Here is a 14,747-nt window from a genome sequence, read left to right as displayed (position 1 = left end):
TATTGTTGATTGATCACGATCAATAATCACTTGAAATAGTGTTGCTTCTTTTTCATTTTGTTATTCACTAGCATCAGTAATGAAGTTCTATATTTTTTCACTCATCGTTTGTTTCACTTGATTACATACAACCAATGGAAAAATCTAGGTTATCACTAAAAGGGTATTTTTATATTTCATTTTAAACACTGCTTTTTTAAATCATCATACTGTCTAAACCAATTAATCCAGAGCATCGAGATCATGCTATTCATTAAAATAATACGCTATTTTTAAGAAATACCGTATTTCAGTCGCTTAAAATAACAAAAGGATGCCGAAGCATCCTTTTGAATTTTAATATTTTAAATAATTACTCATCAGATTCATTTGTATCCGTTTCATCCATAATGGTTTCATCACCAATTAGCTTTTCGTTGTCAATTAATGCTTCACCATCAACTGAATCGATTGTTTCTGCTTGAAGATTAGCATCGACATCGACAACGCTTTCATCAATCAAATCATCTTCAACCGCTTCAACCGCTTCAACCGCAACTACGCCAACTAAGACTTCGTCATTACCTAAACGGATTAGACGAACACCTTGTGCATTACGACCAGTATGTGCAATCTCAGAAGCGCGAGTACGAACTAAAGTACCGCCATCAGAAATCAACATCACTTCTTTCGTTACATCAATCGCAACTGCACCAACCAACTCACCATTACGTTCAGATGTTTTAATGGCAATGACACCTTTACCACCACGTTTTTTGGTTGGGAAATCATCTACAGATGTACGTTTACCATAACCATTCGCAGAAGCACACAATACTTCACCTGTTTCAGGGACCACAACAAGTGAAACAATACGACTGACAAAATTCGTATCTAAAGAATCCTCATCGTCTGGTTCTATATCTGCTCCAACGTCTTCCTCAGCTTGAGCAGCAAGTGTTACACGCATACCGCGAACACCTTTCGCACTACGCCCCATCACACGAGCATCAGTTTCAGAGAAGCGAATGGCTTTACCTTCATTTGAGAACAACATAATTTGCTGTTCACCATCTGTAATCGCAACACCAATCAAGGTATCTTCATCTTTCAACTCAATCGCACGTAAACCATTTGAACGAACATTACTAAACTGCTCTAATTCAACACGTTTTACTGTACCTGATGCTGTTGCCATAAAGACATAGAAGTTTTTACGAACATTTTCAACACGTTCAGCAAACTCAGCAACAAGATCATCTTGTACATCTGTTGTAGAAAGTTCTAAACCGATTTCTTTCAATTGAATACGTAAAGCATCTGACAAGTCATCAGGGTTTTCGCCCAATTCTGCAAATGCAGCTTTTAACGGTTCGTAATGTGCATCAATAATTTCATTTTCACGAAGTTTTGCAACATTGGCACGAACAAATGTCCTAAATTCAGTTAAACGCTCTTTGAATTTTTTCGGTGCATCAATTACAGGAAGAATCGCTGTAATTGTTTCATCTGCATCTAATGGTAACAAGTTCACCATTGGACGACCTTTTGCACCACGAGATGCTTGAGGTACTTCAAATACGCGTAAACGGTACACCTTACCGACATTGGTAAAGCAAAGTACGGTCGCATGACTCGATGTTACAATCAAATGTTGAATGTAATCATCTTCTTTCATTGAAGTTGCAGATTTACCACGTCCACCACGGCGCTGTGCAGCGTAGTCTGACAATGGTTGAGTTTTCGCATACCCTGTTTTAGAAACGGTTAATACCATTTGCTCTTCAGGAATTAAATCTTCACGTGAAAAATCAATACGAGATTCAACAATAGACGTTTTACGCGCATCACCATACTGTTGTAAAATTAGCGCTAACTCTTCTTTAATCACAGCCATCAATAGATTGAAATCGTTCAAAATTGCAGTTAATTCTGCAATTTGACCCAAGATTTCAGTATATTCTGCATGTAATTTATCTTGTTCAAGACCCGTTAAACGGTGTAAGCGCAATTCAAGAATCGCAGCCACTTGCGTTGGCGATAAGCGATAAATGTCTCCTTCTAAACCAAATGGTTTTGATGGATCTTCACCTTCAATTTCATCAGGACGAATTGAAATTGAACCCGCTTTTTCAAGTAATGCAACAACACCACCACCTGCCCACTCACCTGCTTGTAAACGCTCACGCGCTTCGGCAGGATTTGCAGAAGTTTTAATAGTTTCAATAATTTCATCGATATTGGCAAGCGCAACTGTCAACCCTTCTAAGATATGACCACGTTCACGTGCTTTACGCAGTTCGTACATGGTACGACGTGTCACAACTTCTTGACGATGGCGAATAAATGCAGCAATGATATCTTTTAAATTCATTAACTTAGGCTGACCATTATCTAGACAAACCATGTTAATGCTGAATGAATTTTCAAGTTGCGTATTTTGGAATAAGTTATTAACGATGACTTCAGCGTTTTCACCACGCTTCAAATCAATCGCGATACGCATACCATCTTTATCTGACTCATCACGAAGTTCAGAAATACCTTCTAATTTCTTCTCTTTGACCAACTCTGCAATACGCTCAATGGTTCTTGCTTTATTGACCTGATACGGAATTTCAGTGAAAACAATCGTATTACGACTAGTTTTCGGATCTTCTTCAATATGGTATTTACCGCGAATATGTAGACGACCTTTACCTGTACGGTAAGCATCTACAATACCCGATTTACCATAAATAATACCACCTGTAGGAAAATCTGGTCCTGAAATATGTTCCATCAAACCTTCAATGGAAATATTCGGGTTTTCAGCATATGCCAAACATGCATTGACCACTTCAGTCATGTTGTGTGGCGCCATGTTGGTCGCCATACCGACTGCAATACCTGTCACACCATTAATCAATAAGTTGGGAATACGCGTCGGCATTACCTGAGGAATACGCTCAGAGCCATCGTAGTTGTCTTCCCACTCAACGGTATCTTTTTCAAGATCAGCAAGCATTTCATGGGTCAGTTTACGCATACGAACTTCGGTATAACGCATTGCTGCCGCACTATCACCATCAACAGAACCGAAGTTACCTTGACCATCAACCAATTGATAACGCAGGCTAAAATCTTGCGCCATACGAACAATGGTTTCATAAACAGCATAATCACCATGTGGGTGATATTTACCGATGACATCACCAACAACACGTGCAGATTTTTTGTAGGCTTTGTTGTAGTCGTTACCCAATTCGTGCATCGCAAAAAGTACACGACGATGAACGGGTTTTAAGCCATCTCTGACGTCTGGCAATGCACGAGAGACAATGACGCTCATGGCATAGTCGAGATATGAGCTTTTAAGTTCATCCTCAATGGCAATCGGTCTGATTTCCGATACGCTCATGCATACTCCTTATAACAGACAACGTTTTGTTGTCTGATTTATATCATCAATCTTGCAAAAACTTAGCTCAAATATTCTGAGTTAAAATCTAAAATACAGCCGTAAATTATAGCACAAAATCTGCCTGTTTTGTCTGTATTAATCCTGCCCAATACTGTTAATTTTCGATAATTTAATGACGACATTTCAGACATTTTTTAAATTTGTGAAACAAGTCCGACTTCATTATTTTTCACCCAACACGCCAACAAAATCTGCCCCATATAAACATTTTTTTTCGCACTCAAATAAAGCATCATTTGATAAAGAGTTACGGCTTAGTTCCTGCTGGAATCATTTTACAGTCTGTTTGTTCAGAAACATCTATACCCGCGCTAAAACACATCCATGCCGATTGATCACTATCTGTATCATAGTAAGGTTTTAAAAATATTTTGACCTCTGCATCATCCGTAAAACTACTTTCAAGCATGCCTGTTGAGTTAAACTGGGTCTGCCCATCATTGATAAAATGAACAATTAAGTCTGAATCAACCAAATCCTGTTACCCGGTGGTTAACTGATGTGTAGTTTTATAATAGTGATCTGCCGCACTTGTTACCTCTTTCAGCTCATCCAATCTCCGAATAACCTGATACTCTAAAGACTCACCCGCAATCGTAGTAACTTGATCAATTGTCATATCTTCCACCGCTTCAGTAGGTACAGACGCTGTAAAAATATTTGCAATATGAGGCATCACATTCTTTTTTACGATCTCTAAAGCAACTGGTCCAAACATAAAAATAACAAATAATATCCAAACAATTTTCCCACCTAACCCTTTAGATGGCTTTTTAACGTCGGATGATTGACGGGCTTTTTGTTGCCAATGACTGATTAATTTTTTTGCTTTATCTTCTAGTTTTGTATTTTGATCAAAAATTGTATTGAGTAACGAAGATGATTGTTGATCATTTGGTTTTTGAGGTCTTGGCGTGCCTGTTCGCTGAGTGGTTTTATTTGATGATCGGCTTATCGATGAATTCTTATATCGACTGAATGGCTTAGTTTGATCACGCCGAATAGATGATTGCACCTGAGTACTACTCGTAAATATATCAACAAATTTTGGGTGTTTTAATCGTGTTCCGCATATACCACATCGAACTGCTTCATTGATATTTTCAGCTTTACACTTTTGGCATTTCATACTCATTCATCTTTTATTTATTTTATAACCTAATCTATAACATATAAACCTTTCGGCAGAATAAAAAATGCTCCTTAAAAGGAGCATTTTTTATTCAATACGAAATTCGAGAATTAGATTTTAGAAACCAATTCAGGAACTACAGTATTTAAATCACCAACTAACCAGTAGTCAGCTACAGCATTGATTGGTGCTTCTTCATCTTTGTTGATCGCAACGATCACTTTAGAATCTTTCATACCCGCCAAATGCTGAATCGCACCAGAAATACCCACAGCGATATATAAATCAGGAGCAACAATTTTACCTGTTTGACCGACTTGCATATCATTTGGAACGAAGCCAGCATCAACCGCAGCACGTGAAGCGCCTTGAGCAGCACCCAACTTGTCAGCCAATGGATCAAGTACAGTGTGATAATTTTCACCTGAACCCACACCACGACCACCAGAAACAACAATACGAGCCGCTGTCAATTCTGGGCGCTCTGATTTTACAATTTCTTCAGAGATAAATTTAGAGATGCCTGCATCGCCAGTAGAAGCAATAGCTTCAACAGCAGCCGAACCACCTTCAGTAGCAACAGGATCAAATGCAGTACCACGAACAGTTGCAACAACAACTGATTCACCAGATTCTACAGTTGCAATTGCGTTACCTGCATAAATTGGACGTTTGAAAGTCTTAGGACCATCAACAGCAGTGATATCAGTAATCATGCTTACGTCTAAAAGTGCAGCAGCGCGAGGAAGAATATTCTTACCCGTTGTTGTAGAGGCAGCAAGGATGTGAGAATAACCCGCACCAAGAGAAGCGACTAATTTAGCAACGTTTTCAGCCAATTGATTTGCATAAGCAGCATCATCAGCAAGCAATACTTTGCTTACGCCTGCAACTTTAGCTGCTTGGTCAGCAACAGCTTGTGCGCCTGAACCTGCAACCAATACAGTGATATCACCACCGATTTTTTGCGCCGCAGCAACAACGTTTAAAGTTGCACCGTTTAGTGCTTTGTTGTCGTGCTCAGCGATAACTAAAATACTCATGATTTTTATCCTTCTGTATTAGATCACTTTCGCTTCATTTTTAAGTTTTTCAACAAGCTCATCTACAGACTTCACTTGTACGCCAGCTTTACGCTCTGCAGGTGGTTCAACTTTAACTGTTTTAAGTTTAGACGTTGAAGTTACACCATAATCTGCAGGAGATTTCGTTTCAAGTGGCTTTTTACGAGCTTTCATGATGTTAGGCAATGCAGCATAACGTGGCTCATTTAAACGTAAGTCAGTCGTAATGATCGCAGGTGTGTTTAATTCAACCGTTTGTAAACCACCATCAACTTCACGAGTCACTTGTACTTTATCGCCATTTACTGTCACTACAGAAGCAAATGTACCTTGACCTGCGCCAAGTAAAGCACCCAACATCTGACCCACTTGGTTAGAATCATCATCAATTGCTTGTTTACCAAGAAGAACCAATTGAGGCTGTTCAGCTTCAACAATTCCTTTCAGGATTTTAGCAATTTCTAAAGCACCAAGTTGGCTGTCATCAGCTTCAACCAAGATACCGCGATCTGCACCAAGCGCCATAGCAGAACGAATCTGTTCTTGCGCTTCTTTAGGACCAATAGAAACAACAACGATTTCCGAAACAGTTCCTTTTTCTTTTAAGCGAACCGCTTCTTCCACTGCGATTTCACAGAATGGGTTGATCGACATTTTTACGTTAGTTAGGTCAACACCACTATTGTCCGGTTTAACGCGAACTTTAACGTTGGCATCAACCACACGTTTTACAGCAACAAGAGCCTTCATGTATTCCTCGGCTGTTTTAGCAAATGTAAATGTTAAGAAGAGTCATCATAACCCTTCTTTTAAAATTTATTAGGTGTCCTATCTTGCAATGCGTTTGGCATTTCGGTCAAGTCACAATTGGAAAAAGAGCATTAAAATTTCCTAAAAAAGCTTGAACGTACCGTTCACACTTTTTATTAAGGGTTTTAGTCTGTTTTTTTCGTATGTGATTTATACATTTTTTATATATTGATAAATATCATAATTTATTAAAATCACACTGATATATCTAAACAATTACAACTTTATTTTAAATGCTTATTCAATTTAAATAACATAACAGTTTCTCAACAGTTTTTATGTCATTTTAGACAGCATCTCTATTTTACGAAGAAGCCTAATCAAATAAATCATCAAATTTTCCACAATAAAAGTGTAACAAAAAGCAAAAATTAGAAAATGGCGACCTTTTTAGTTACTCGTTCTTCAAAAAATCATTTTTCTCAATTTTTTAAATCACTTTTAACTTACGGTTAACCACACTGCTGCAACCGTCAATAAAGTCCCTGAACCACCATCAATCCATTTTTGTTTCTGCACGTCTAACGGCTTATTGCTAATTATTTTCCCTAAAATCAAACTCAATGCACAGTAAACCAATAAAATTAAGCCAATAAAAATGAAAGATAGAATCAAACCTTGTTGTACTGTATTACCTGATTGATTAATAAACTGCGGTAAAATCGCAAAATAAATCAGCATACCTTTAGGATTTAAAAGTGCGGTAAAAAATCCTTTGCGAATTGGATGTGCAGTCGTACTTTGCTCAATCTTCAAAGTTTTATTACTGAACACCGATTTAAACAAGTGAAAAGCCAAATACAATATATAAGCAATGCCCAAATAACGAATCGCATCAAACAATACAGGAAACGATACAATAATCGCTGCAATCCCCAATGCCACCAAAATAGAATGCACCAAATAACCTGAGCAAACCCCTAATGTTGCCATCATGCCTGCTTTCGCATCTTTACCCATCACTTGTGACAGGATAAATAACATATCGGGTCCTGGTGTGAAAATTAACGGCAATACCGTCAAGGCAAAAAGTACGAATACAGTCATTCCAAGTTCCTTTTTCTGTATCTCTGAAGATAAAAAATAGTATCTTGTAAATGACTTAAAATAGGATTTCAAATATTCTATAATAATGATTATTTTTCGAATTATATTCTAATTTATGAAATTATATTCTAAATCTATTTCAGTAAAGCTTGATCGTATTGATAAAAATATCATTCGTACTTTACAAAATAATGGACGTATTCAAAATAATGATTTAGCCCGTGAAATTGGATTATCCCCATCATCCTGTCTACGTCGAGTTAAATTGCTTGAAGAAGCTGGCGTCATTCAAAATTACACAGCCGTGGTTGATCCGCTTAAAATTGGTTTTCAACTGATTTTGTTTTCACGCATTTGGCTAACAGGTCAAGATGCTGAAACGATTGACACCTTTATTGAGGCAATGAAAGGACTTCCACAGGTCATGGAATGCTACATTATTTTAGGTGAATCCGATGCGCTGCTCAAAGTGGTTGTCCCCGACCTTGAAAGTTATCGTAAATTTCAAACTGCACATTTAACTAAAAAGAATGGTATTACTAGTGTTAAAACCGATTTACCAAGCCAAATTATTAAACAAAGTTATCAGTTACCGCTGGATGACATTAAAGAGATTAAGCTGTAAGGTCTTAAAGATAAGAATATGATTCTCAGAAGTATCTAAAATGGGGTTTGTCTAATGACTGAATTAATAAAATTACCATCAATACCAATTTCAACATCCACTAAACAACTGATTGAACTTGAAACTGAGCGTCTGAAACTTCGAGCTTGGCAAGAGTCTGATTTACAGCCTTTCGCAGAACTAAATGCTGACAAAGATGTTATGCATTACTTCCCATCCGTGCTTACGCGTGAACAAAGTGATAATTTAGCAGATAAATTTCAGCATTTAATCTTAGATCATGGTTGGGGATTTTGGGCAGTTGAACTGAAAGCGACAGGACAATTTATTGGATTTACGGGTTTAAATACACAACCTGAACAATTTATTTTTTCACCTTGCGTAGAAATTGGTTGGCGATTTGCAAAACAATATTGGCATCAAGGCTATGCAACAGAAGCGGCTAAAGCCTGTTTAAAATTTGCTTTTGAAACATTACAACTCAAAGAAGTCGTTTCATTTACCGCAGTGCATAACACAGCTTCCGAACATGTGATGCAACGCTTAGGCATGCAAGCCATGTTCGAATTTAATCACCCTGCATTAACACAAGAAAGTCCACTCTCACGGCATATCTTATATAAGATCGTACAAAAATCACTTTAAATCATGTGAGCTTGGGTAGGCTTAGCTCACCTGGCTTTGTATAAAGTCACGATGGATATGACTTAAATGAATAAGATCTTGTTTTTCCAATTCAAAAATAGTCCAGATTTGTAGAAAATCCTCTTTTGCATCGACATGTAAAGATGGCTTATTGCTTAATTGCCATTGTTGATCTGAAATCCACAAATAAATTTGCTGTGTATCCGCATTGACCGCTTGCACACGTCCTTCTGTATTTACCCCAACCACTACCGCACCTTCAGGTAAACAATGCTCTACTTTCGGAATGCTGAGTTCAACAAAATGCTTAACCTGACGTAAGCCATAGCCTTTAAAAATTTCTTTTTGCACATCTGAGAGTTGTAGATATTTTTGCTCAAGCTCAGGAGTCATGGTGATACCTAGGAATATAAAAATACGTGTGAACTTTATAATATAAGCATAAAGTATGCCGACATTAACCGAGTAAAATTTATACCGCAGTCGTACTTAAAAAACAATTATCCAAAAGACGTATTCAAAGGTAAAAATGATCAATAGATTTCATAAAAAAGACTGTATGTGATTTACCCTTAATATCATCAACCATAAAAAGTTATATACAGATACAGAAAATTTATGCGTTATCACATTGAAAACATATATAAATAACCTTAATTTTTAGACTTACTTGCACGTGGATGTGCTCTATCATATACCTGAGCCAAATGATCAAAATCAATATGTGTATATATTTGTGTCGTGGTCAAATTACTATGACCAAGCATTTCTTGTACTGCACGTAAATCACCACTATTCGATAGCATATGACTCGCAAAACAATGACGTAATAAATGTGGATGTAAATCGACATTTACCCCAGCTCGTTGCGCTTGTAGTTTGACTCGATTTTCAATTTGTCGTGGGGTAATGACATTACCGCGTTGAGTAATAAATACTGGATAATCTGCCTTAAAATCACCTTGCCAAATACGATAAATTTTCAACCATTCAATTAAACTTTCTCTCGCTTTACCACCAAAAGGTACAATACGAGTTTTATTTCCCTTCCCTGTTACACGTAGTAAGTGTCGACCAAAATCAATATCTCGAATAGTTAAACCTTGTATTTCCGCTAGACGCAGACCACTTGAGTACAATAACTCAAGAATAGCTTTATCACGTAACCACAACTGATGTTCAACGGGCTTTTCAGGTGCAACTTGATCTATAATTTGGTTGATCGTTTCAATATCTATCAGACCAGGCAAAGGACGGGGTTGCCGTTTTAGCTGTAAATCATGTGCAGGGTTAAAAGCCAAATAATTACCCTGCGTTGCCCACTTCATAAATTGACGAATAGAAGTCAAATGGCGCTGTAAGCTGCTTGTACTGAGCTGATTTTGCTCAACCTTATACGCCATATACTCACGTAAATCAGCTTTTTCAACATTATGTAATTCAAGTTTTTTGTTATAACAAAAGTCAATAAATCCTGATACATCTCGAAAGTAAGCATCTAAAGTATGTTCTGACTGATTTTGTATTTTGCGTTCATCTATCCACATAGAGAGCAATTGCATCGCACCATGTTGCACAAGCATTTCTCTAATCGCCTAAATATTTATTTATGAAAACAGTTTAGCAAAAAATCCTTTCTTTCTCTCTTGCTCTCGAATATAAAATGATTGTGTATCGCTTAAAAATAATGACTTAGACCTTCTTGCTTATGCTCATCAATAAATATCAAATCAACCGCTGTTTTCTTAACAAGTGTATTAAATGCCGTTTGTCCAACTTGAACATTTATTTTTTTTACGCTCTTTCTCTGTGAATAATGATGAAATCGTCAAACCAATGCCAGTTCAGGATCTCTTTTCACATATGTATTTGAGCCAAATATGCAGCACTATTACTTCCTTTAGTTTTTAAAAGCTGATTAATAAATCACCATTTCAACTGGACAGGGTAAAGGCTGGCTCAGTAAAACTTGCGTATCTTCTGTAAATTCATATGCTTCAGGTTTCGGTCTAAAATATCCCTCTAATAATCCTTCCACCTTTTTAGGATAAAGCTCTTTACTGACGTTAGAGTCGGGATTTAACAGTAAATATGCACCCGTAGTCCTCTCGAAAAAATTTTCGTATGTAACCTTAAATAATTTCATTATGTTGAATGATTATTTTCTATATTCCGATGGAATTTATAATTATTTGACAATGATGCGCAATAAAATTTTATGCTAAGTTTAATTTTTTCCATTGTTGGTATTTTTGATCAATCACAACAGCCATTAAATCATAATTTTCCCACGTATCTTCAACGGCATAGGTATCACTTAATCCTTTTGAATGCACCAATGTTACATCGTAGTCGTTAAAATACTGATTACTCTCGTAATAATACTGTGTAAATGCAAATGCCTCTTCGTTTAAGTCATCTTCCCAGAATTTTTCATCACACATCGTGCTTAAAAAATCTCGACCTGTAATTATATGGTCACGAACTTGCTGTAATTCTTCTTCGCTTTCTTCTAGGTGCATTTCACCTTCTAAGTGATTATTGATAATCCATGCGAGATAAATACCAATATGTGTACCACCATTTTCATAAGGGAAACCCGCTGTTTCTGCAGATTCACCATGCCAATCTATACGATCTATTGCCATTTTAGTTTTACCTATTCTTCTTTATTATATCATCAACATTATATTAAAATCATTATGAATACATTCAATCAGTAATTTAAGCTTTGTTATGTAAAAGACCCTGAAATTAATTCAGGGTCTTTTAAACAGATTTTTAAAAATAATAGCCATTTAACTTTGAAATAAACGTAAATCGGTACGACCTTCATATACTGTTGCAGTCGGACCTGTCATCCACACGACACCGCCTTCTTCCCACTCAATTTGTAATGTACCGCCTGCAAGTTCAATTTTAACCGACTTTTCAAGTAAGCCACGGCGCATACCAGAAACAGCAGCAGCACAAGCACCTGTACCACATGCCATAGTTTCACCCACACCACGTTCAAATACACGTAAACGCGCATGCTTGCCGTCAATGATTTGCATAAAGCCAGCATTGACACGATGTGGAAAACGCTCATGTGACTCGACTTGTGGACCAATATTTGCCACATCAGCGGTGAGCACATCAGGAACGATTGTCACTGCATGTGGATTGCCCATATTAACCACATCAATGCTCAATTTTTCATTATTAAGCAAATCAATGTCATACAAAGCTTCAGGTTCTTCTGCAATAAATGGAATTTCCACAGGTAAAAACTTTGGATAGCCCATATTGACACGCACCCAACCATTTGCACCCAGTTCAGGCTCAACAATCCCTGCAGTCGTTTGTACCTTAAATTTAGTTTTATTGGTCAACTGACGTTCATGCACAAAACGTGCAAAACAACGTACACCATTACCACATTGTTCAACTTCTGAGCCATCTGCATTAAAAATTCGATATTTAAAATCAACATTGGGTAAATCAGGTGGTTCAACAATCAAAAGCTGATCAAAACCAATGCCAAAATGACGGTCTGCCATACGTTGAATGGTCGTTTTATCGAGCATTAAACGCTGAGAAATCAGGTCAATCACTACAAAATCATTGCCCAAGCCATGCATTTTTGTAAATTCAAATAACATTTTCATTTACTCCTGTGGCAATAAACATTCATTTGCCCACAATGACTCAATCGTTTCACGTTGACGAATCACATGTGCCTGATCACCATCGACCATCACTTCTGCTGCACGACCACGAGTATTGTAATTTGAACTCATCACAAAACCGTATGCACCTGCACCAAGTACAGCCAAATGATCATTTTCTTTCAGTGCTAGCTCACGCTCTTTACCAAGAAAATCACCTGTTTCACAAATTGCACCCACCAAATCCCACTCTTTCGCATCGACATCTGTACGTACTGTCACAGGCTGAATATCCATCCATGCCTGATATAAAGATGGGCGGATCAAGTCATTCATTGCAGCATCAATAATGGCAAAGTTACGGTGATTGGTCGGTTTTAACAAATCAACTTTAGTCACCAAAACACCTGCATTGGCAGAAATACTACGACCTGGCTCCATGTACACTTTCATACCCAATTTTTCGAGCGCAGGACGCATCGCATTGGCATATTCAGCTACAGTTGGTGGCGTTTCATCTTTATAGGTCACCCCTAAACCACCACCAATATCGATGTGCTTTAAGTTAATGCCCAATTTTTTTAATTGATCAATCATTGAGATAACGCGATCAAGCGCATCAACAAAAGGCTGTGTTTCTGTTAACTGTGAACCAATATGGCAATCAATACCCACCACATCTAAATTTGGCAATGATGCTGCATATTGATAAGTTTCGAAAACCACATCTGAAGGAATACCAAACTTGTTTTCTTTCAAACCTGTCGAAATATAAGGATGTGTTTTGGCATCAACATCAGGATTAACACGTAAAGAAATCGGGGCTTTTTTACCTAATTTTTCAGCCACTTTTTGAATACGATCAAGCTCGGCATAAGATTCGACATTGAAGCAAGCAATACCCACTTCAAGTGCTTTTTGGATATCAGCTTCTTGCTTGCCTAAACCTGAAAATACAATTTTAGAAGCATCACCGCCCGCAGCTAAAACACGCGCAAGCTCACCACCTGTAACAATATCAAAACCTGAACCAAGTTTAGCGAGGACATTCAACACCGCAATATTTGAGTTCGACTTTACTGCAAAGCAAATTTGATGATCAATAAAATTGAATGCTTGATCCATATCTAAATAATGCTTTTCAAATGCTGCTTTTGAATAAACATAAAGCGGCGTCGAAAATTGCTGTGCAAGCTGTTCGAGTGAACATTGCTCTGCATGCAATACCCCATTAATGCGGGAAAAACTCATGAATGTATCCTTTCAATGAACGTTTAAATGTAGATTATTGAGCGACTGCTTCAGATGCAGCAGATGAATGTGTCGTTGCAACAGATTTTTGGCTTTGCTCTTTCATCTGTGTAGGCTGATCTGGATAAATCAAATATTTTGCACGTTTGTCGACATTTACATCATTCGCCAACTGTAAAGACCCTGTCTGACCACAAGCTGTCAAAAAAACACTCAGTGACAATAAGGCAATTTTGTGTGAATTTAATATAGTACGATACATCACTGTACCCAATAAAACGATTTTCTAAAGTATAGCCTGATCACTTGTACGATAAAAGCAAAAGCCCACGATTTACTCATAGGCTTTTCATATAAGTGAAATAGGTTAAGCTACTAAAATAGCAAGTTACGTGCTTATGTTGCCTGTATTTGCTTGAGAATTAGTTGAGCTTTAATCTGATCATCTGTACTTAGTAGCAAAATTTTACTTAAAATCGGGCTCAGCATTTCATCATCTTCAAAAGGCAATAAAATGCTTTGTAGCGAGATATCCTCCAAACACTTTTCAGGCACAATACATAAATAATGATCATTCAGTGACATCCAAATATGCGCCCTGTACCTAAATGAATTTTGTATTCATGCAGTGTTCGTTCCTACAACGTAAATAAATGCTTGTTCTAAACGTCACTGTGCTGCAATATTCAGTTTAGATACAATTAAAATCGAGCGTATGTCCGCGAGTGGCTATCAACTGACTATTCGAATATGGATGACCTACCTGATAATATTGAAGCATATCTTCAGGAAAACCATGCAAATCTAAAGATAAATCCAAACCAATTGAACAACCCTGAATTAAGTAATCAACATTTCTCATCACTTCAGACAAAACTATTCAGGTACTTTTTCTAAGGCTAATTTTCCATTATCACTATAGAACTCAACATATTGAGTTTTAATATATGCATATACCCCAGTATTAGTGAGCAATTCCAGATTGTATGGAAAATCTATATTTAAAATAGCATGAATCCCATTACAATAACGAGATGGCGCACTCACATTATCCTATCCATCTCAAAATACCGTGTGAAAT

16 protein-coding genes are annotated in these 14,747 nt (G+C 37.2%); 2 read left to right on the top strand and 14 right to left on the bottom strand.

The window, feature by feature from the left end; genetic code table 11:
• Positions 1–352 precede the first annotated feature (352 nt).
• From gyrA to ACK1JC_RS12110, 6 genes are all read right to left on the bottom strand, one after another.
• Positions 353–3,379 carry a DNA gyrase subunit A gene (gene gyrA, locus ACK1JC_RS12135; protein ID WP_409512131.1) on the bottom strand — a complete coding sequence of 1,009 codons (3,027 nt, stop codon included), beginning with the start codon at positions 3,377–3,379 and terminating at the stop codon, positions 353–355.
• 310 nt (positions 3,380–3,689) lie between these two features.
• Positions 3,690–3,917, bottom strand: a complete 228-nt coding sequence (locus tag ACK1JC_RS12130) for a hypothetical protein (RefSeq protein ID WP_409512130.1) — start codon at positions 3,915–3,917, stop codon at positions 3,690–3,692.
• A gap of 6 nt (positions 3,918–3,923) precedes the next feature.
• Positions 3,924–4,571 carry a hypothetical protein gene (locus ACK1JC_RS12125; protein ID WP_409512129.1) on the bottom strand — a complete coding sequence of 216 codons (648 nt, stop codon included), beginning with the start codon at positions 4,569–4,571 and terminating at the stop codon, positions 3,924–3,926.
• A 113-nt stretch (positions 4,572–4,684) separates the two neighbouring features.
• The gene (locus tag ACK1JC_RS12120) at positions 4,685–5,617 is read right to left on the bottom strand and encodes an electron transfer flavoprotein subunit alpha/FixB family protein (RefSeq protein ID WP_409512128.1); all 933 of its coding nucleotides are present in this window, start codon (positions 5,615–5,617) and stop codon (positions 4,685–4,687) included.
• An 18-nt stretch (positions 5,618–5,635) separates the two neighbouring features.
• Positions 5,636–6,388, bottom strand: a complete 753-nt coding sequence (locus ACK1JC_RS12115; RefSeq protein WP_409512127.1) for an electron transfer flavoprotein subunit beta/FixA family protein — start codon at positions 6,386–6,388, stop codon at positions 5,636–5,638.
• A 501-nt stretch (positions 6,389–6,889) separates the two neighbouring features.
• The gene (locus ACK1JC_RS12110) at positions 6,890–7,495 is read right to left on the bottom strand and encodes a LysE family translocator (RefSeq protein ID WP_409512126.1); all 606 of its coding nucleotides are present in this window, start codon (positions 7,493–7,495) and stop codon (positions 6,890–6,892) included.
• Between the two features lie 115 nt (positions 7,496–7,610).
• Between ACK1JC_RS12110 and ACK1JC_RS12105 the strand changes: the two genes are divergently transcribed.
• Entirely contained in the window at positions 7,611–8,120 is a 510-nt protein-coding gene (locus ACK1JC_RS12105; RefSeq protein ID WP_409512125.1) for an Lrp/AsnC family transcriptional regulator, read from the top strand.
• Between the two features lie 54 nt (positions 8,121–8,174).
• On the top strand, positions 8,175–8,765 hold the full coding sequence (locus ACK1JC_RS12100) for a GNAT family N-acetyltransferase (RefSeq protein ID WP_409512124.1): 591 nt from the start codon (positions 8,175–8,177) through the stop codon (positions 8,763–8,765).
• 21 nt (positions 8,766–8,786) lie between these two features.
• On the opposite strand, the gene ACK1JC_RS12095 is transcribed toward ACK1JC_RS12100, so the two are convergent.
• From ACK1JC_RS12095 to ACK1JC_RS12060, 8 genes are all read right to left on the bottom strand, one after another.
• Positions 8,787–9,158 (bottom strand): hypothetical protein, encoded by a 372-nt coding sequence (locus ACK1JC_RS12095; RefSeq protein ID WP_409512123.1) that lies wholly within the window; start codon positions 9,156–9,158, stop codon positions 8,787–8,789.
• A 260-nt stretch (positions 9,159–9,418) separates the two neighbouring features.
• Positions 9,419–10,312 (bottom strand): tyrosine recombinase XerC, encoded by an 894-nt coding sequence (locus ACK1JC_RS12090; protein WP_409512176.1) that lies wholly within the window; start codon positions 10,310–10,312, stop codon positions 9,419–9,421.
• Positions 10,313–10,981: 669 nt separating this feature from the next.
• Entirely contained in the window at positions 10,982–11,413 is a 432-nt protein-coding gene (locus ACK1JC_RS12085; protein ID WP_409512122.1) for a hypothetical protein, read from the bottom strand.
• 150 nt (positions 11,414–11,563) lie between these two features.
• Positions 11,564–12,409 (bottom strand): diaminopimelate epimerase, encoded by an 846-nt coding sequence (gene dapF / locus ACK1JC_RS12080; protein WP_409512121.1) that lies wholly within the window; start codon positions 12,407–12,409, stop codon positions 11,564–11,566.
• A gap of 6 nt (positions 12,410–12,415) precedes the next feature.
• Entirely contained in the window at positions 12,416–13,666 is a 1,251-nt protein-coding gene (lysA, locus tag ACK1JC_RS12075; protein ID WP_409512120.1) for a diaminopimelate decarboxylase, read from the bottom strand.
• Positions 13,667–13,700: 34 nt separating this feature from the next.
• Positions 13,701–13,928, bottom strand: a complete 228-nt coding sequence (gene lptM / locus ACK1JC_RS12070) for an LPS translocon maturation chaperone LptM (RefSeq protein WP_409512119.1) — start codon at positions 13,926–13,928, stop codon at positions 13,701–13,703.
• Positions 13,929–14,062: 134 nt separating this feature from the next.
• Positions 14,063–14,251: a hypothetical protein gene (locus ACK1JC_RS12065; RefSeq protein ID WP_409512118.1), complete on the bottom strand. Its 189-nt coding sequence runs from the start codon at positions 14,249–14,251 to the stop codon at positions 14,063–14,065.
• A gap of 106 nt (positions 14,252–14,357) precedes the next feature.
• A complete protein-coding gene (locus ACK1JC_RS12060; RefSeq protein WP_409512117.1) occupies positions 14,358–14,528 on the bottom strand; it encodes a hypothetical protein in 171 nt (56 codons plus the stop codon).
• Positions 14,529–14,747: the final 219 nt, after the last annotated feature.

Source organism: Acinetobacter sp. TY2, from assembly GCF_046269225.1.
Taxonomy (GTDB): Bacteria; Pseudomonadota; Gammaproteobacteria; order Pseudomonadales; family Moraxellaceae; genus Acinetobacter.
Note: the sequence above shows the minus strand (reverse complement) of the source record. Positions and strands in the feature narration are given on the sequence as shown.